General features: G+C 65.0%; 14 protein-coding genes. 2 read left to right on the top strand and 12 right to left on the bottom strand.

Annotation, left to right across the window (positions count from 1 at the left end; genetic code table 11):
• Positions 1 to 87 precede the first annotated feature (87 nt).
• The 5 genes from ABIE24_RS08850 to ABIE24_RS08830 form a co-directional block, all read right to left on the bottom strand.
• Entirely contained in the window at positions 88 to 1,422 is a 1,335-nt protein-coding gene (locus ABIE24_RS08850; protein ID WP_354498802.1) for a CHAT domain-containing protein, read from the bottom strand.
• Positions 1,409 to 2,302: a hypothetical protein gene (locus tag ABIE24_RS08845; RefSeq protein WP_354498800.1), complete on the bottom strand. Its 894-nt coding sequence runs from the start codon at positions 2,300 to 2,302 to the stop codon at positions 1,409 to 1,411. Before ABIE24_RS08845 ends, ABIE24_RS08850 begins: the two co-directional genes overlap by 14 nt.
• A gap of 470 nt (positions 2,303 to 2,772) precedes the next feature.
• Complete coding sequence (locus ABIE24_RS08840) at positions 2,773 to 4,209, bottom strand: hypothetical protein (protein ID WP_354498798.1); 1,437 nt, start codon at positions 4,207 to 4,209, stop codon at positions 2,773 to 2,775.
• A gap of 53 nt (positions 4,210 to 4,262) precedes the next feature.
• Positions 4,263 to 5,357 carry a pre-peptidase C-terminal domain-containing protein gene (locus ABIE24_RS08835; protein ID WP_354498796.1) on the bottom strand — a complete coding sequence of 365 codons (1,095 nt, stop codon included), beginning with the start codon at positions 5,355 to 5,357 and terminating at the stop codon, positions 4,263 to 4,265.
• A 10-nt stretch (positions 5,358 to 5,367) separates the two neighbouring features.
• Complete coding sequence (locus ABIE24_RS08830) at positions 5,368 to 6,276, bottom strand: hypothetical protein (RefSeq protein ID WP_354498794.1); 909 nt, start codon at positions 6,274 to 6,276, stop codon at positions 5,368 to 5,370.
• 599 nt (positions 6,277 to 6,875) lie between these two features.
• Between ABIE24_RS08830 and ABIE24_RS08825 the strand changes: the two genes are divergently transcribed.
• Positions 6,876 to 7,619, top strand: a complete 744-nt coding sequence (locus tag ABIE24_RS08825; RefSeq protein WP_354498792.1) for an AfsR/SARP family transcriptional regulator — start codon at positions 6,876 to 6,878, stop codon at positions 7,617 to 7,619.
• Positions 7,620 to 7,703: 84 nt separating this feature from the next.
• Here ABIE24_RS08825 and dprA read toward each other — a convergent pair whose 3' ends face one another.
• The 4 genes from dprA to ABIE24_RS08805 form a co-directional block, all read right to left on the bottom strand.
• Positions 7,704 to 8,930 carry a DNA-processing protein DprA gene (gene dprA / locus ABIE24_RS08820; RefSeq protein WP_354498791.1) on the bottom strand — a complete coding sequence of 409 codons (1,227 nt, stop codon included), beginning with the start codon at positions 8,928 to 8,930 and terminating at the stop codon, positions 7,704 to 7,706.
• 1 nt (position 8,931) lies between these two features.
• Positions 8,932 to 10,461 (bottom strand): YifB family Mg chelatase-like AAA ATPase, encoded by a 1,530-nt coding sequence (locus ABIE24_RS08815; RefSeq protein ID WP_354498789.1) that lies wholly within the window; start codon positions 10,459 to 10,461, stop codon positions 8,932 to 8,934.
• A complete protein-coding gene (locus ABIE24_RS08810) occupies positions 10,461 to 10,817 on the bottom strand; it encodes a YraN family protein (RefSeq protein WP_354498787.1) in 357 nt (118 codons plus the stop codon). The genes ABIE24_RS08815 and ABIE24_RS08810 overlap by 1 nt, the downstream gene beginning before the upstream one ends.
• 627 nt (positions 10,818 to 11,444) lie before the next feature.
• Positions 11,445 to 12,665, bottom strand: a complete 1,221-nt coding sequence (locus ABIE24_RS08805) for a low temperature requirement protein A (protein ID WP_354498785.1) — start codon at positions 12,663 to 12,665, stop codon at positions 11,445 to 11,447.
• A 204-nt stretch (positions 12,666 to 12,869) separates the two neighbouring features.
• On the opposite strand from ABIE24_RS08805, the gene ABIE24_RS08800 reads away from it, so the two are divergent.
• Positions 12,870 to 15,473: an ATP-binding protein gene (locus tag ABIE24_RS08800; protein ID WP_354498783.1), complete on the top strand. Its 2,604-nt coding sequence runs from the start codon at positions 12,870 to 12,872 to the stop codon at positions 15,471 to 15,473.
• Positions 15,474 to 15,479: 6 nt separating this feature from the next.
• Here ABIE24_RS08800 and ABIE24_RS08795 read toward each other — a convergent pair whose 3' ends face one another.
• From ABIE24_RS08795 to lepB, 3 genes are read right to left on the bottom strand one after another with little or no spacing between them, the layout of a single operon-like run.
• Positions 15,480 to 15,803, bottom strand: coding sequence for a DUF2469 domain-containing protein (locus ABIE24_RS08795; RefSeq protein ID WP_090709364.1), 324 nt, complete (start codon positions 15,801 to 15,803; stop codon positions 15,480 to 15,482).
• Positions 15,804 to 15,815: 12 nt separating this feature from the next.
• A complete protein-coding gene (rnhB, locus tag ABIE24_RS08790) occupies positions 15,816 to 16,460 on the bottom strand; it encodes a ribonuclease HII (RefSeq protein ID WP_354498879.1) in 645 nt (214 codons plus the stop codon).
• Positions 16,460 to 17,212, bottom strand: coding sequence for a signal peptidase I (gene lepB / locus ABIE24_RS08785; RefSeq protein ID WP_354498781.1), 753 nt, complete (start codon positions 17,210 to 17,212; stop codon positions 16,460 to 16,462). The genes rnhB and lepB overlap by 1 nt, the downstream gene beginning before the upstream one ends.
• Position 17,213 lies beyond the last annotated feature (1 nt).

The following is a 17,213-nucleotide window of genomic DNA, read 5'->3' as shown; positions in this document are numbered from 1 at the left end:
TCGTCGAGTTCAGGGGCGTCAATGGTCGTGAGGTCATCGACTGGTTCAGGCAGGAGGTTCACCACGGCGTCCTTTCCAGGTGCTGACTTAGTTCGGCGAGTCAGGGCCGGGCGGGCCCGGTACGATGCCGGAGAGCACATCGTTCATCGTGCTGGCCATCTCGTCCTGCAGGCGTGTGGTCACCGGCATCGGGGCAGCGACTTCCAGCCGGAAGGGGTCGCGACGAACGGTCAGGGTGGGCCGAATCCATTGCTTTCTGCGAGCAGCGGCGGCGAAGTCTTCATCCGGTGGCTCCTGACTCAAAACGGTCCGGGGCGCAACAGTCAACGTTGCCCAGTCCAGAATGCGCGCGGCATTGCCGCCAGCCGCGATTCCTTCGTCCACAGCGAAGAACAGTGAATGCACGGTCCTGAAGAGCGAGGAATAGAAGTTGCTGGTGAATTGGGCGGCGTCGCCACTCAGCACCGGCTCAATCATTCCCACGACGGCCTGGATGCCATGTTCTTTCACGAGGTCGGCAGCCAGGGATTGAGCCCCGGAGAAGTGTCCGCTGTCGGCGCTTGAGCAGGCATTGAGCACGATGGCCCATGGCGGTTCGGCCGGAGGCTGAACAAGTCCCCTGATCGTCCTGGCCGTCATCCAGTGGGTACTCGGCCCGTTCTTATTAAGCCAATCCACGGCGGTTGCCACGTTCAGGTGGGGACTGCCCACCGTGTCGCCGTGGCAGAAGAAGTGGAGGACATGGGGTGCGTGGTCTGAGATCCTGGCCGCGAGATTGACACGCTCGCTGGGAATCAGGTCTACGTTCACCCATGGCAATGCGAGCTTCCGTATTTCGTTGACCAGTGGCGCTTCTGATAGCAGGAGAAGCATGTCGATGTCCAGCGGAGAATTGTCGACTGCCGTCTTGAGAGCTTGCCACTCCTCGCGCGCTGAGACGCCAAGGCAGGAAAGCACCGCGGTTATCCTGAGAGGCGGTTGGAACGTCCGCACTTTCACGGGACTCGCACGACTATTGAGCATTCGGCCAACAGGCCAATGCTCCAATGCCAGGAAGCCTCCGTCCTCCCGACACAAAGCTTCCCAGGGCAATTCCTGACAGGTGAGCGCACCACCGAGATCAATGTAGATCGGGCGGTATGAGCCGAGGTCCGCTGCTATGCCGAATGCGTTTGTCAGCACTCCCGCTGGTCCTGGATTCGCTGTGATCGCGGCAAGCAGCCGTCTGCCGGCCGACGCGACAGGCTCGGCCCCGACCCCGTCGGCTAGGGCTGAGAACTCCGCGTCCGTTTCGGTGCATTCGAAGGGCCACATCCCCTCATCTTCATTGGGTTCGCTGATGAGCAAGCGAACCACCGGGGTTCCATCGATGATCGTGCTGTCGGATTGAAGCTTGAGCACCACGCGTTCATCGTCCGTCACGTCTCACCTCCTCGCTGTCAGAGATCAGGCTGTCCACTGTGTCGTTGAACGTTTTCGCTACCGCATTGAGCGCAACCGCAACATCAGGATCCATATTGAGCCCATCAGGGCCGAGAGCGCGCGCATGCAGGCCCTCGAGCGCCCGTGCGCCGGCGGCAACCCAGGCTGGGGTTTCTGCACTGGCCAACACCGACTGTGTGAGCTCCGAAAGCAGCGTCGTCGTCGCATCTGAATTCGAGAGCTGGGGCGGCTCGGGAAAGAGCACGAACGCGGGGTGGCTCCAGCAGATGGCGCCCGGCAGCGACGTACCCGGGGGCTCGCCTTCGAACAGCATTCTCTGCGCAGCAAGAAGTTCAGTGGCCTCAAGGTCTCTGTCGAGCTCCTGGAACGCTACGACGCCCGGACGCGACTGCGCGACGATGTCCGACAGGTCACGCATCGCAGCGGGCGACGGGTTCTCCGGCCACGACGTTGCGATGAAGGAAAAGGCACCTCGCCGGTCCAGTGCCCGGCACACTTCCGTCGCAGAAATTGCATCCGAACGGGAAGTACCCGGAGACGACGGCTCGAAGCTCGGCACCGCGAGGGCTCCGCGCCCGGCAAGGAAGATGCCGTCACTCGCAACGTGGACGACGTCGACGGAGCGACCTGCGAGTTGTTCACCGATCCAGGTGAACCATCTGCTTCGACCCGCTGCAGCCGACGGGTCGATCCGGTATTCGGGACTCGGTTCAGGGCTCGGCGGGTCGTGCACGGTGATGCCTTGCAATGAGCTCAGAAGTCGCCGTGTTTCTTGTGTCGCCTCTGCTTCGACGAAGACGTCCATCGTCACCGTCCACTTTGCGGAACTCAGCCACGTCTCCGCCAGAGTCTTCACCACGGCGGAAACCGGGAGCCGCCGACTCGCGCCGCCGGCGGCGAGCACGACATGAAGCGCGGTACCGGGGGCTTCAGGCCGCAACTTGAAGTACGGGAGCCGCACCAGTGGCCGGCCGAGCGTCGGAGACAGGAATCGCTCCCAGGGGAAAAGGTGAAGATAGCCCCGGGGCGACGGCAACTCGAGCCAGAAACAGGGGTCGTCCCTATCGATGTGCGTGAGTGCCTCACAGATCGAGTGAGCAAGGTCGGATGGTATGCGAAGCCGTGATTCGGGCAGGGTGTCCGAGGCTTTCATCCAGTCTGGGAGCCCGAGCGAGCGCGCTGGAACGGACGCCACCTTCCGCGCCTCCCCTTTCCCGCGAACGACCTCGAAGACGGCCACCGGTACAGGTCGACCCGACTCGTCATCAGCCAGAGAGCTCATGTGAATGCGGAGAGTCGGAAGATCGTTCTCAGACCGAACGACATCCGTCATTGTGACCTTCTTACCTGCTCGAGTAGCATCCAGGCCGTGGTCGAGGAGCTGACGTCGCCATGGTTTCTGATGAGGTCATGGGACTTCACGCCGAGGACCTTCACATCTTTCCTCGAGAAGGCCTCGTATGGCTGTGGAGCGCTGGTTGCGTTGATGGTCTCGGAGGCCGCCACGCCTTGTGGCCCGTAGCCACCCAACGCCGCGTATCGGCTCGGAGGCGCCCCGGCGATCTTGACCTCTCCCAGGTCAGACTGTCGACGAGCGGCGATGTGGAACAGACGCGAGAGAGGGATGTCCCTGTTGCTGAACGTGCAGACGATGGGAAGACGGCTGCGCTCGAGCGCCTTAAGGTAGCCGCCCGGATGCCTCACCCCTGGGACCCCGTTCTCCTCGGCGAAGCAATAGCACGATACGGCCGGCTGCAGCAGGAGAACGGAGTCGACCACGACTGCGTGCTCGTCGTCCGGAGCACAGAGGGCAGAAAGCACCACCTTGCAGCCATAGGAATGACCGACCAGATGGATCCGGGGCCCGGCGTTCACAGCTGCCGCGTTCGTCGGTCCGCGGGCAAGACTCGAGAGGAGTGACGCAACGCCGTTAGCCCCCACCCTCCCAGCGCGGTCCTTCATCATGAGAACGCTGAGTGATCGGACGATATTGCGCGGGTTCACACTGCTCAGGAGCCTTCCTGGATCGAGGCCGAGAAACCCGCCGGCCGCCTGAGGTCTGGCTTCGTCGGACTCCTGCCCCACGTAGCCTCCAACGCGCGTCGTCGCCTCGATGTCGTCGTCCTGCAACCAGCTCTCGGCGAGTCGGTCCGGCTCCTCCTCGGATTCCGAGAGATCGGTATCGACAGCACCGACCCATGGGTAGATGATTCTCGCAATCTCACGGGTCTCGTCTTGATTCACGGAGGGTTGGTTCAATAACTCATAGAACCGTTCCCGGTCCCCCTCGGGCAGGTTGGCTGACAGCGCAAGAACCTCGGAAATGAGTTCGGTGTCGATCCCGACTGGGCCGCCGTCTCCGCCCGCGATCCTGGGCGGTGCATCCGATTCGTCCACGAGGACCATGCTGGGCCAGAAGATGCCGGCGAGAAGGGGTTTGTATGGCCGATCCGGCTCCGGCCAATACTTCTTGCGCATCTCGAGGAATTCATCCACGAAACGTCGGTAAAGCGACATCGCACCAGACCAGTCGTTGTTCCACCCGTGGGAGAAGAGATAGACATCCGTGGCGTTCGCCGATTGCGCAACGAGTTCGGCCTGGGCGCGCGGCCCGACGCAGGTTCCGTGTTCATCGAAGGGGACGATGAAATATGGGGCTTTCTCGCCCCCTTCCATTTGGACGAAACCACGTGGGTCGAGTTGACTGCTCACGGCTGGGACCTTCCTCCTCGACAGAAAACAGAGCCCTCGTGGGCCGCTGCCCACATTCAATCCTCGTTCTAACTCAATCCTCGATCTGACTCAACCCGCTATCTCGATCAATCCGCGATCCGGCGCACGACGATCTCGTAGTCACCGGTGCCGGTCGGACTGTAATGCCGCACTCGCGTGTAGTAGCGGCCGGGCGAGAGCTGGGCCGTTATTCTCGCGTTGCGGTCCGCGCCTCCGTCGTCGTCCTCCCCCACGACGGTGGTCTGGTTGTCGGGGCCCAGGAGCGACATCGCGACGTCGGTGGGGCCAAGTGTTTCCACCTGGTACTTTCCCGCGTCGGCCACAACGAATGTGAAGAGGTCCTGTTCGCCGTGCGCACCGATTGCTGCCTTCGTGTATGGCGGTGTTATCGCCAGCTCGATGGCGCTTGGTGTGGTCCGAGGATAAATGGTCCCGATGAAGCTCTTGTCGATTGGCGAGAGAACGCGGTTCCACCCCACTTCATAATCCCCGATTGTCAAGGCGTTCGGGATCGCGTACAACATGATCGATTCAGCGTCGAAGGCAGAACTGTTGGTGATCGTCGTCGAGTACTTCGTGAAGATGTTGCGATCGATGTCCGCCTGGGACCAGTTGTTGGGTGGTCCGCCGTAGTAGGCATAGACGGCCGGTTTGTCCCACGGGATGTTCGCCGCGGGGCTCTGGTGTTCATGGATCGCCGACAATGCATGGCCGAACTCGTGCAGGACGACACGGCTGACTTCGTCGTCGGAGCTGGAATCCGTGAGCCACCCATAGTTCATCGTCGCCTCGCCCTGTGGGATCACGAGGGCGTCGGTGCCCAGGTACGACCACGATCCGCCGGGGGTGAAGGCGATGCGGATATCGGGCGAAGGGTGATTGCCGAAGTCGAGTGTGAGGTTGGCGTGGGTCTCCCACTGCTTGGCGAGATTCTTGACCTTGGTCTGCAAGGTCGAGGACCCTCCGAGGAACTTCACCGTGATCTTCTTGCCGTTCTGCCACTTCTTTCCGGTGAGGATGGCGATCTCGAGGGGTTCGCGCCCGTAGACGCCGGGCATCGGAGAGTAACTGGGAACCACCGGGAGGTTCTCTGGCGTCTCCTCGATTGCGCGGCGCGAGGCCTCGAAGATCAGGTCAAGGGGAAGTTGCTTGTCGATGCAGACCTTCGGTTGCTCAGTCATCGGATTCACCTCAAGAGACGTAGACGTACGGCGCGGTGATGTAGTTGCCCGACCCGGTGCCGAAATCGAGTTTCGAGTATGCGGAGCCGCCACGCGCATAGACCCACAGCTGCACGCGGTTGAGAATCCAGGCCCCGTCGTTGGCCCCGAGCAGCGCAGAGTAGTAGTGGTTACGCGTCGTGTCGAAGCGCTGGTTCACGTTGATGTTGTCGTTGCCGACGTCGAGCTCGTTGACGCTGTTCCAGCCTTTCCAGTTGTACTGATAGACGTTGACGTGGCTGGAGACCACCGCTCGGGCGTAGTGGGAGTCATACCAACTGTCATCCGACTTCACAATGTAGAAACCGCGGTAGGTCGTGTACGGGTTGATGCCGTAGAAACGCGCGTCCCGGGGGATGAAGTAGTACCAGAAGTCCACCTCGACGGTGGTCTGGCCAACTCCGGTACCTGCGATTCCAGAACCGGCGCCCTGTGCCCACGCCCACGGATTGTGCTCCACGTTGTTGTAGTACCAGTCCGAGGCGGGCGCGTCGGCCAGGGCTTGCGTCTGGTGAAGCGGAGTGCTCAACACCGAACTGAATGCCGGGGTGAGAACCTGGACGCCCTCAGGGACGGAGCCTGCGGTCAGGTCGACCCGGGAGGGATCGAAGTCTCTCGACGGCGCGTCCTTGCTCAGTTGGCTGCTGATCTCTTCGATGTTGCTCTGCTGTTCGGCAGCGCGTTCTTTGTCTTGCGTGAGGTCGGCTTCACTGAGGCCAAGCTTGATGAGCTGGTCGTGGGCGGCCTCGGCGCGTGGCGTGCCCTGCTCCTCAGCCTGCGCAAGGTCGGCCTTTGCGCTCTCATTCTCCTTCTCGGATTCTGAGCGAAGCTGGCGGACGAGGGACTGCAGCTGCTTCTGGCGATCTTGTGTAGTCGACATGGTGTTCTCCCAATGGCGGTGTTGCGAATATGGAGGTGCGACTACGCTGACGACGTCTCAGTGCAGGCACTGGAGAAACTCTGATCCCTATGGCGTTACTGGGCCGTTACCGAGGCGTTACTGAGCCGTTACTGAGCCGTCACTGAGCCCGGTGACACTCGAACGGGGGGTCCGTGACTGGGTTGCGCACTGTCCCGGGTTCAGGCGAGCCTAGAAGCCGAGAGAACGCTGAATGATTGAAGTGCCGGGCCGACCCGAAGTCGCGGTGCACAGGAATGTGCGCAAGGTGAAGGGTGAAGGTCGTGGCCGCAGTTGGTATCAGTCCAATGCGCGAACTCGTGCACGTGCACGTACACGTACACGTACACGTACACGCCGGGGTACCAGCGTGTGCGCACGTCACCGTCCCCCTTTCTGACTACCGGGGAATCATTCCAGGTCGCGGTCGACATCGAAGAACGGGCGCACCTGCGGTTCGCGTCTGAGCCGCCGACACGTTTGCCGCCCCGCCGTCGGGAACCGCACACCTCTGTGCGATCCCGCCGACATCCAGTGATGGCCGCGGGAGAACGGCTCAGCCCAACGACAGGGAGGACGGTATGACTCATTCACAGGCGAGAACCGACTCGTTGCCGAGCATCGAAGGGACCGCCCACCTGTGTCTTCTTGACGGCCCCTATGTCGTGGACAATGGCCGCCGGTTCCTTGTGCCGGAGGGAAGTGAAAGACTCCTGGTTTTCGTCGCGTTGCGCAACGGCCAGGCCGTAAGCCGGCGCAAGGTCGCTGGCACTCTCTGGCCATCGGTGACCGAGGACCGGGCGGCCGGCAATCTGCGAACCGCTCTGTGGCGTCTCAGATCATCAGGCATCCACATCCTCGACGCTGAGAGACATACGCTCTCGGTCCGGGTAGGCACGTCGATCGACGTGTTCACCATCGACGCGTGGGCGGGCCGTCTCGTTGACGGCAGCGCCGATCACGATGACATATCCATCCGTCATTTCCACCCGGCCGCAATCGAACTTCTGCCGGGGTGGTACGACGATTGGATCATTTTCGAGCGAGAGCGGATCCGGCAAAAGCTGTTGCACGCTCTCGAGATCCTCAGCGAACGGCTCGCTCAGGAAGGCCGCTTCGGCGAGGCGATCGAGGCCGCAATGACGGCCACGGAGATCGACCCGTTACGGGAGAGCGCTCAGAGAACGCTCATACTCATTCACCTCTCCGAAGGGAACTTCGCGCAAGCGCGCCACACTTACACGGCATATTCCCGCCTGCTGGAAAGCGAGTTGGGAATAGCTCCGGCTCCCGAACTGGCGAGACTCGTACATTCCGTGAGGTGAGTCGGGGCGGGTTGGGGAGAGTGCTGCTGACGCGTCAGACGCGCCCGCGGCCAGCGGCACGGGCGGGGCCGTCGCCGACGAGCGTCACGGACGCTGCGGAACGTACACCCATCCCCCGGGCTTCTCCGCGACGAACGCATCGAGCTCGAGAAGCGCGAGGACGGAATGCACTGTGTCGACCGGCAGCCCGGAGCGCGTGGCCACATCGGCAGCCGCGCGCGGTGACCGCACACTGAGTGCGTCGAGTACCCGGACCTCCTCCGGGGTGCGCTTCGCTGGCCAGGAATCAGGGCCGACCGCAGCGACGCCGGCCAGTTCAGCCATCTCATCGACGCTCGTGACACAGACGGCGTCATATTCGCGGATCAATCGATGGCATCCGGCGGATGCCGCACTCGTGATCGGCCCCGGCACTGCGCCGAGGGGCCGTCCGAGGGCGGCGGCGTGCCCGGCGGTATTGAGTGACCCCGAGCGCCAGCCGGCTTCAAGCACGACTGTGGCATCGCTTGCCGCTGCGATCAGCCTGTTCCTCTGGAGAAAGCGCCACTTTGACGGTTGCCCGCCGCAGGGAACTTCGGAGATCACGGCACCGGTCTCGATGATCCGCCCGATCAGGACGGAGTGGCCGGTCGGATAAGGCCGGTCCACGCCCCCGGCGAGAAATGCGACGGTCGTGCCCTGTGACGCGAGGGCAGCCCGGTGGGCCATCCCATCGATCCCGTATGCAGCGCCAGAAACGATCGTGAACCCTCGAGAGACAAGGCCGCTTCCGGCCTCCATCGCCACGTGCTCACCGTACCCGGTGGCTGCCCGAGCACCGACCAGGGCGATCGAGTGCGGGGTTGAGCTCAGCGCCTCGGTGCGTCCGCGCAGCCAGAGGGCGAGGGGCGCGTGTGGCCCGAGGTCATCGAGCCGCTGCGGCCAGTCCGGATCCACCGGCGTGAGGAGCGTCGCACGGCACATGGCTGCAAGCTTCAACTGCTGGAGTGTCGTCCTCGATCCGACCCGGGGCCGCCACCGGGCGGTGGCCTCCTTGAGCTGCCTGGCGAGCTCCTGGCGATCCGTGATGTCCGCGATTCCGGCGGCTTCCGCCAGTATCCGGTCGATGCTCCAGTTCTCGACCAGCATGGTCAACGCCGCGGATGCGCCGACCGCCGACACGAGGACCCCCGCCATGCCGTCACCCGGCTCAACGATGCCGCTCCAGGTGGCGCGCGCGAAGCGCTCCGCGTGGTCCCCCGGCGAGCCCGGCGGTTCCACCAGAGCGATGCTCCGCCGCACGTCAGCGTCGTCGAGCCCGAAGGTTGTCATCTCAGATCCCTTTCCTCAGGAACAGTGCCCGGCCGATCTGCGTCGGGTCGGGTCGATCGGTGCCATCCAGGTCGCAGAGGGTCCAGGCGACCCGGAGCACGCGGTCGTAGCCGCGCATGGTGATCGCTCCTCGTTCGAGCGCACGGTCGAGCGGTGCCGTGACGCTGCGCGACAGCATCCGGTACCCGCTCCGCAGCCACGGACCGGGTACCTGCCCGTTGGTCGTCCACGGGGTTCCCGCGAGCCGTTCGGCCGCGCGCTGCCGCGCAGAAGCGACGGTGTGCCTGGCGTCGGCGCTCGTCAGCCGGCTGCCGTCGCTCGACACCGCAAGTTCTGCCGAGGTGATCCGTCGCACCCGGAGCTGGATGTCGATTCTGTCCATCAGCGGACCGGAGACGCGGCCGAGATAGCGACGGATGGCGTTCGGCGGGCACACACAGGTGTTCTCTTTCGCACCGTACTGCCCGCAGGGGCAGGGATTGGCCGCGAGGACGAGCTGGAAACGCCCCGGAAAGTGGGCGACCCCGTTGGCCCGGTGAATACTGATCCGTCCCGATTCGAGCGGCTGTCGGAGCGCGTCGAGCACGTTCGCCTGGAACTCCGGCGCCTCATCGAGGAACAGCACGCCGTGGGCGGCACGCGCCGCCGCGCCCGGACGAATTGTCCGGCTGCCCCCGCCGAGGATCGCCGCGGCTGTCGCCGTGTGATGGGGGTTCTCGAACGGTGGCCGGAACGCGAGCGTCCTGCCGATGCTCGTGCCGCTGAGGGACCGGATCGAGGTGACGTCGAGGGCCTCAGGAACGGTGAGGTCGGGGAGGATGCCCGGGAGACGCGCGGCGAGCATCGTCTTGCCCGCTCCCGGGGGTCCGAGCATCATCAGGTGATGTCCCCCGGCCGCCGCGACGAGCAGAGCCCGCACGGCATCATCCTGCCCGACGACATCCGAGAGCTCAAGGTCGGGCTCCTCCGGTCCGCCGGCCTCCGGCTGCAGAATCGGCTCGACCGGTATCGGTGCCAGTTCCGCGCCGTGCCAGATCGCTGCTTCCCGCAGCGACGCGACGCCGACGACACGAATACCCGGCACCAGTCTCGCTTCGTCCTTGTTCCCCGTCGGCACCATGACCGTGCCACGGCCCGCGCGCATGGCGGCGAGGACGGCGGGCAGGATTCCCGGCGTCGGACGGAGTCGTCCGTCGAGGCCGAGTTCCCCGATGTGGACGACCCGGTCGATCGACTCGTTCGGAATGACGTCGTCGGCGGCGAGGCAGGAGAGCGCGATGGCGAGGTCGAATCCGGAGCCGTTCTTGGGCAGGCTCGCGGGAGAAAGGTTCACGGTGATCCGCTGCCCGGAGAGACGGCATCCGGAGTTCGTGGCCGCTTGCCGTACCCTCCCCTCGGCTTCGCCCAGCGATTTGTCGGCCAGGCCGATGATCACGAACTTCGGCAATTGCGACGAGATGTCTGCCTCGACCTCGATCAGGGACCCCTCGAGCCCGAGAAGAGCCACCGACCACGTACGGCCGACCGCCATCAGAACACGCCCTGGAGATGTTCGATCGCCGGCGGCCCGCTCCGAGAGGTGATCACCGCGATGGCGTCGAGACGGATCCGTGTCGCATGGGGTCGGTGTTCGGCGCACCAGAGCGCGGCGAGGGCGCGCAGGCGCGCGAGTTTCGTCGTCGTGATCGCCTCGAACGGATGCCCGAACGCGAGAGTTGAACGGGTCTTCACCTCGACGAAGACCAGCGTGTCGGTGTTGCGGGCGATGATGTCGATCTCGCCCTGCCGGCACCGCCAGTTCCTCGCGACGATCCGGTAGCCGGCATCCTCGAGGAATCGTGCAGCGAGGTCCTCTCCCCTCCGCCCGAGTTCGTCCTTGCGTGCCATCGTCGCCTCCACCAGTCGATGGTGCGGCACGGGCTGAACGTGGCGGAACAGCGTCGTCCGATCCGTGGAAAGAGGGCCTCGACGGGCTGCCTGTGGAGGGTTACTCCCAACTCTCCGCGGCGACGGGCGGGTCGTTCCGCCCATCCCCCGGTCCGGCGGAGAGGATCGCCTCCAGGCGGGCGCCAGCAGGTATTCGTCCACCCATTCGCCGACGCGGGGGAAGGACGACGCGGTTCGAACCCGGTCGGCCATTGCCGCGGCCCGGACCTATCCCGGCCCGCCTCCTGGTGGGTGGGTTTGTGGTGGGTTGCGCCGCCCGATCGGACCGATGAGGCGACACGCCGGAAAGCTGCCGCCGGTGACGGCGTGCCGGCCAATCCGTCCGCATGGGGAGGGTGCTCGGCGGGGCCTGCTGCCACCTGCTCCACGCCGCGGATGCCATCGCGACGCGCGCCGCCAGCATCCGTTCGCGCGTGGCCTTCTTGCTCGCGCGTATCCCGGCCCGCCTCCTGGTGGGTGGGTTTGTGGTGGGTTGCGCCGCCCGATCGGACCGATGAGGCGACACGCCGGAAAGCTGCGGCCGGTGACGGCGTGCCAGCCAATCCGTCCGCATGACGTCGACCGGGGCTACTCCCGCACCCTCTCCCCCAGGGCACGCGCGAGAACCGCTGCCTGGTGCCGGTACCCGAGTGCCTCGTAGCCGATGACGATGACCGCGGGCGCAGCCGTCACGACGAGCAGGCAGAGCCCGAGCGACGCCCCGGTGGCAGCGAGCACTGCGGCCACCGCGAGCACGATCACGGTGCCGGCGAAGAGGCTGATGTGAAAGGTGTCGAACTCTCCCACAAGCAGGCTGTACAACACGAACAGGGACGCACAGAAAACGAGTACGGGAACCGCCACCGCCAGGACCGCCCCGAATACCCCGATCTGTGCGACCCCCTCGATCAGGTAAGCGGCGACGTGGAGGCCTGCGCCGGTCGCGGCGATGGAGGCGTACACGACGATGTGGCCGTAGCCCCACACCCAGCTCCGCCGCCGGTAGCGCGCGAGCATCGGCCCGGACGGGAGCACGAAGTAGTTCCACCACAGCCCGAAGGTCAGCCCGATCCCTGCGACGACGAGGAGAATCGCCTCGCTGCTCCAGCCCTGCTTTTCGACGACCGCCGAGACTGACGCCACCGTGCCGAACACTCCCTCGCCGAGGGCGATGATGGTGAGCAGCCCGTAGCGCTCCGCAATGTGGTGGGGGTGCCAGCCGGTGTCACCGTATCGAGCCTCGGAAACCACCGGGCCGCCGAGTTCGATCAGGTAGAGCAGCGGGGCGACGAGGAAGACGGTGCCGATTGACGGGTCCGCCCAGGCCAGCGCGATCCATCCGATCTGAGCAAGCGTGATGAATCCGGCGTAGCTGAGCGCCACGCGACGCCGGGCCGGATCGTCTTTCGCCGCCCGGAGCCACTGGGCGACCATGGCGATGCGCATGATGACGTAACCGGCGACGACGATCCCGTTGTCGAGGTGCTCCCCTTCATCGACCGAGTGGAAGACGGCGGGCAGCCCGAGCGCGAGCACGAGGACACCGATCATCTGCACCATCGTCGTGATTCGGTAGAACCAGTCGTCGGTGTCGTACGCCGATGCGAACCACGAGAAGTTGATCCACGCCCAGCAGATGGCGAACATGGAAAACCCGAAGGCGGTGAGCCCGGATGCCACGTGCCCCTCGGCCAGCAGATGGGCCAGTTGGGAGCTCGCCTGGCCGATCGCGACGACGAACGTGAGATCGAACAGAAGCTCGAGCGGGGTAGCGCTGCGGTGGGGCTCGTGTGGGTCCCGACCGGTCATTCGGAGGAGCCGGTGTCCCGGCCCCCGTTGCACTGGCGGGTGGACGCTCTCGGACATGTCGACCATCGTGACACGGACGTCGGCCGGAATCGAGGACCGCTGGTTGGCATGTTCGGGCAGGATAGTCGGCTGCGAGGCACCGAAAATGAGCGTCACTCAGTTGAGGCCTAGACCCCGGGGCCGTGATTCGGCAGAATTTGGCACATGACGCCTCCTGCGGGTGCAATCCGCACACCCGACCAACGGTTGCGAGTCTTCGTCAGCTCCACCCTGAAGGAGCTCGCCCTCGAGAGAAAGTTCGCTCGCCTCGCGATCGAACGACTTCACCTTGCCCCGGTCATGTTCGAACTCGGCGCCCGCCCGCATCCGCCGCGCCAGCTCTATCGCGCCTACCTCAGCCAGAGCGACGTGTTCGTGGGAATCTATGCGGAGCGGTACGGCTGGGTGGCGCCTGGCGAAACGGTCTCCGGGCTGGAGGACGAATACAACCTGGCGCCGGATCACCCGAAGCTCATCTACATCCGTGAACCCGCGCCAGGGCGTGAGGAACGGCTCGTCGAGCTGCTCAATCGGGTGCGTGATGACGACCGGGCCGCTTTCAAGACCTTCTCCACACCCCAGGAGCTGCGCAAGCTGCTCGAGGCCGACCTCGCCACCCTCCTCGCTGAAAGGTTCGACCAGAGCCGCCCCGTTCCCGTCGACACCACGACGAACCCCATTCTCCTTCCCGACCGCACCGCGGCACTTCCGGCCGCCCTGACCGAACTCATTGGCCGCGAAGCCGAGGTCGAGGCGGTGGACACGCTGTTACGAAGGGATTCGGTGCGCCTCGTCAGCCTGATCGGGTCGGGCGGCATCGGCAAGACGCGTCTGGCCCTCGAAGTGGCGAACCAGGCTCGTGCCGCCGACCCGGACCTCGAGATCAGTTTCGTCGATCTTTCCTCGGTGCAGGATCCGGTACTCGTCCAGAACGCGATCGCCGAGGCCCTCGGGGTCCTCGACACCGGTGATGAGCCCCTCCTCACCAAGCTCAAGACGGCGCTCCGTCACCGTCACATGCTGATCGTGGTCGACAATTTCGAGCAGGTTCTCGATTCCGCCCCAACGCTCGTCTCCCTGCTCTCCGTCGCGCCGAACGTAAAGTTCCTCGTCACCAGCCGGTCGTTGATCCGTGCCTCGGGCGAGCACGCCATCGAAGTCGGCCCGCTGGCGCTTCCGGACACGTCCAGGGGGCTGACCGCTCGAACGGCGATGAGCTCGCCGTCTGTCGCTCTTTTCGTCGAGCGTGCCCGCGCGGTCAAACCGGATTTCGCGGCAACCGCTGACAACGTCGACGCCATTTCCGCCATCTGCGTCGCGCTGGACGGTGTGCCCCTCGCCCTCGAACTCGCTGCGGCTCGGATCCGGATGCTCCCTCCCGCGGCGATCCTCGCCCGGCTTGACCGCCGCCTGTCGCTTCTCTCCGGCGGAGCCCGGGACCTCCCGCTGCGCCAGCAGGCCCTCCGGAGCACCATCGAGTGGAGCACCCAGCTCCTCGGCGACGACGAGAAACAGCTGCTCGCCACACTCGGTGTCTTCGCAGGTGGCTTCTCGCTGGAGGCCGCCGAATTCGTGGCCGGTGAGGTCGCCGAGCCGGGTTCGGACACGATGGCCGGCCTCAGTGCCCTCGTGGACAACAGCCTCGTGCGCGAACTCGATCGGGGAAACCGCCCGTACTATTCGATGCTCGCGACCGTCCGCGAGTACGCGCTCGAGCAACTCGAGACGTCCGGCCGTCTTGCCGCCACCCGGGCGGCCCACGCCCGCTACTTCCTCGGGCTGGCCGAGTCGCTCGAGGACGACCTCGAAGGCTCCCGTCAGCGCGAGGTCATCGCCCTCCTCAACGACGACCGCGACAACCTGCGTGCCGCGGCGCGCTTCCTGCTCGACTCGAAGGACCTGGACACCGCCGCGAAGTTCACCTGGTGCCTGCTCATCTACTGGTGGGTCGGCGGACTGCTCGGCGAAGTCCGGGCCTGGATGGATGAGGTCCTCGCCGCCGACCAGCCGCTCCCGGAGCGAACCCGGGCGATCGCGTTGTACTTCACGCGGTCGATCACCCTCTGGCATGAGGCCAACGATCGCGTCATCCCGGGCCTCAGCGAGAGCGTCGACCTGTTCCACCGGATCGAGGACCGGGTCGGTGAGGGATTCGCGCTCATCTTCCTGGCCCTCGCCGTCGTGGCCGACCGGGATCCGGACACGGACAGGGCCGAACACTCCCTCCAGCGGAGCGTCGAACTCCTGCGCAACGCGGGGTACCGCTGGGGCGAAGCGATGGCGCTCGTCACGCTCGGTCGACTGGCGCTCATCAAGAACGACGTCGCCGACGCCATCGATCACTTCGAGGAGAGTCTCGCCCTCACCCGCCGGGGACACGACGACCTCGGCACGACCGTCGCGCTCCAGCACCTCGGCTGGGCGCAGTTCGTGAACGGGAAGACCGTCGACTCCCGGATGCTCTTCGAGGAGAGTCTGGAGACAGCGGCTCACATCGGCCACGCCGAGGGCGTCGTCTACGGGCTCGAGGGCCTCACGGCCATCGCGGCGGCAGGACGGCAGCTGAAGCGGGCCGGCCGGCTCCTCCACGCGGCGGACGAACTGCGCAAACAGACCGGGCTGTACGGCGCAAACCGGTTCTCATTCCACGAGCGCTACCTTGTCCCGCTCCTGGTCGGAGAGGATCGGGACGCCCTGGAGAAGGTCCGCAGGGACAGCGAACACCTGACGGTCGACGAGGCGGTCGGCTACGCCCTGCAGCACGACTGAACGGCGTTACTCGTCGAGCGCAAGTTCCTTCGGAAGCTCGAAGTCGCGGGTGGAGAGTTCCTCGATGTTGACGTCCTTGAACGTAAGCACACGGACGGACTTCACGAAACGGTCGGAGCGGTAGACGTCCCAGACCCAGACGTCATTCATGGTGATTTCGAAGTAGAAGTCGTGTTCGGTGTCGCGACGGACGAGGTCGACACCGTTGGCGAGGTAGAACCGCCGCTCGGTTTCGATCACATATTTGAACTGCGACACGACGTCGCGATACTCCCGATACAGGGCAAGCTCGACCTCGCGGTCGTAGTCCTCGAACTCGTCTTCTTCCATGGTGCATCCATCCTACGCGTAGGCGACGAGCCAGCTTTTCCGGTGCAGGGAGGTGACGCCGAGCGACTTGATCGCTTCCAGGTGGACCTCGCTGCCGTATCCCTTGTTCCCGCTCCAGCCGTAGCCCGGCGACACGGCATCCGATGCGATCATCATGGAGTCCCTGTGCACTTTCGCGAGAACGGATGCCGCGGCGACGGACACACAGTCACGGTCCGCTTTGACCTGCGTCCGTACGTCGAGCGGGCTCGCCAGGGCAGGGTTGAGATAGTCGGAGTTTCCATCGAGCAGGATGACGCTGGCGGCGATGTCGGCTCCCTGGGAATGAAGCAGGCGGAGCGCCCGTTTGCCGGCGAGCCCGAGGCAGTGGATGATGCCGAGCTCATCGACCTCCTGCGCGTCGGCGAGGCCGACTGCCGAGAACAACACCCAGTCGCGCAGGAGCGGAACGAGATCGACGCGGCGCTTCTCGCTCAGCAACTTCGAGTCCCGCAGCCCGTCCGGGTGTGGGCCGCAGTCCGCGGCGACGACGGCCATGCCGACCGCGACAGGGCCGGCGATCGCTCCACGGCCGACCTCGTCACAGCCGATCACGTAGCGGACGCCGCTTTCGAAGAACTCGCGCTCGACGAGGTCGGAGGGATCTGACACGGCCATCATTGTGCGGCCTCCGCGTCAGGGACACCTGCGAAGACTTCGGGGTGGTTGTCGAGCCACCCCCAGTGCGCCGTCGGCCAGCTGATGACGAAGGCACGGCCGACCACGTTGTCGACGGGGACGAAGCCGTTCCCCGGCTGGTCGCGGTTGTATCGTGAGTCCCTCGAGTTGTAGCGGTTGTCGCCCATCACCCAGACCGAGTTCTCGGGCACGACGACGTCGAACGGATCGTCGGACACGTCCGTCTTGCCGGCCGGGAGCGTGACGTACGACTCGGCGAGCGGCACGTCGTTGACGGTCATCTGGCCGAGCGCGTTGCAGCAGACCACGCGGTCGCCCGGCAGACCGACCACCCGTTTGATGAGGTGGTCGTCGCTGTCGGAGGCCGACAACCCGACGAGGGAGAGCAACCAGTCGACGGCCGCAGTGAGCGGTGGCACGTCGGGCTCCGGGCTCGGCGGGAGCCATCCACCGGGATCGCGGAAGACGATCACGTCGCCGCGTTCAAGACCGACGAGGTCGGGCACGAGTTCGTTGACGAGGATCCGGTCGTCGATCTGGAGCGTCTGCTGCATTGATGCCGACGGGATGTAGAACGACCGGACCAGGAAGGTCTTCACCAGGAACGAGACAAGCAGCGCTACAACGAAGATGACAAGAATGTCGCGAAGAAAAAGCAGCGTCCCCTTCTGGCGGGAACGCCGTCGTGCGCCAGCGGATACGTCATCCGCCGGCAAAGTTGTATCTGTCATT

Origin of the sequence: Mycetocola sp. 2940, assembly GCF_040548835.1 — a bacterium.
Classification (GTDB): domain Bacteria; phylum Actinomycetota; class Actinomycetes; order Actinomycetales; family Microbacteriaceae; genus Mycetocola_A.
Note: the sequence above shows the minus strand (reverse complement) of the source record. Positions and strands in the feature narration are given on the sequence as shown.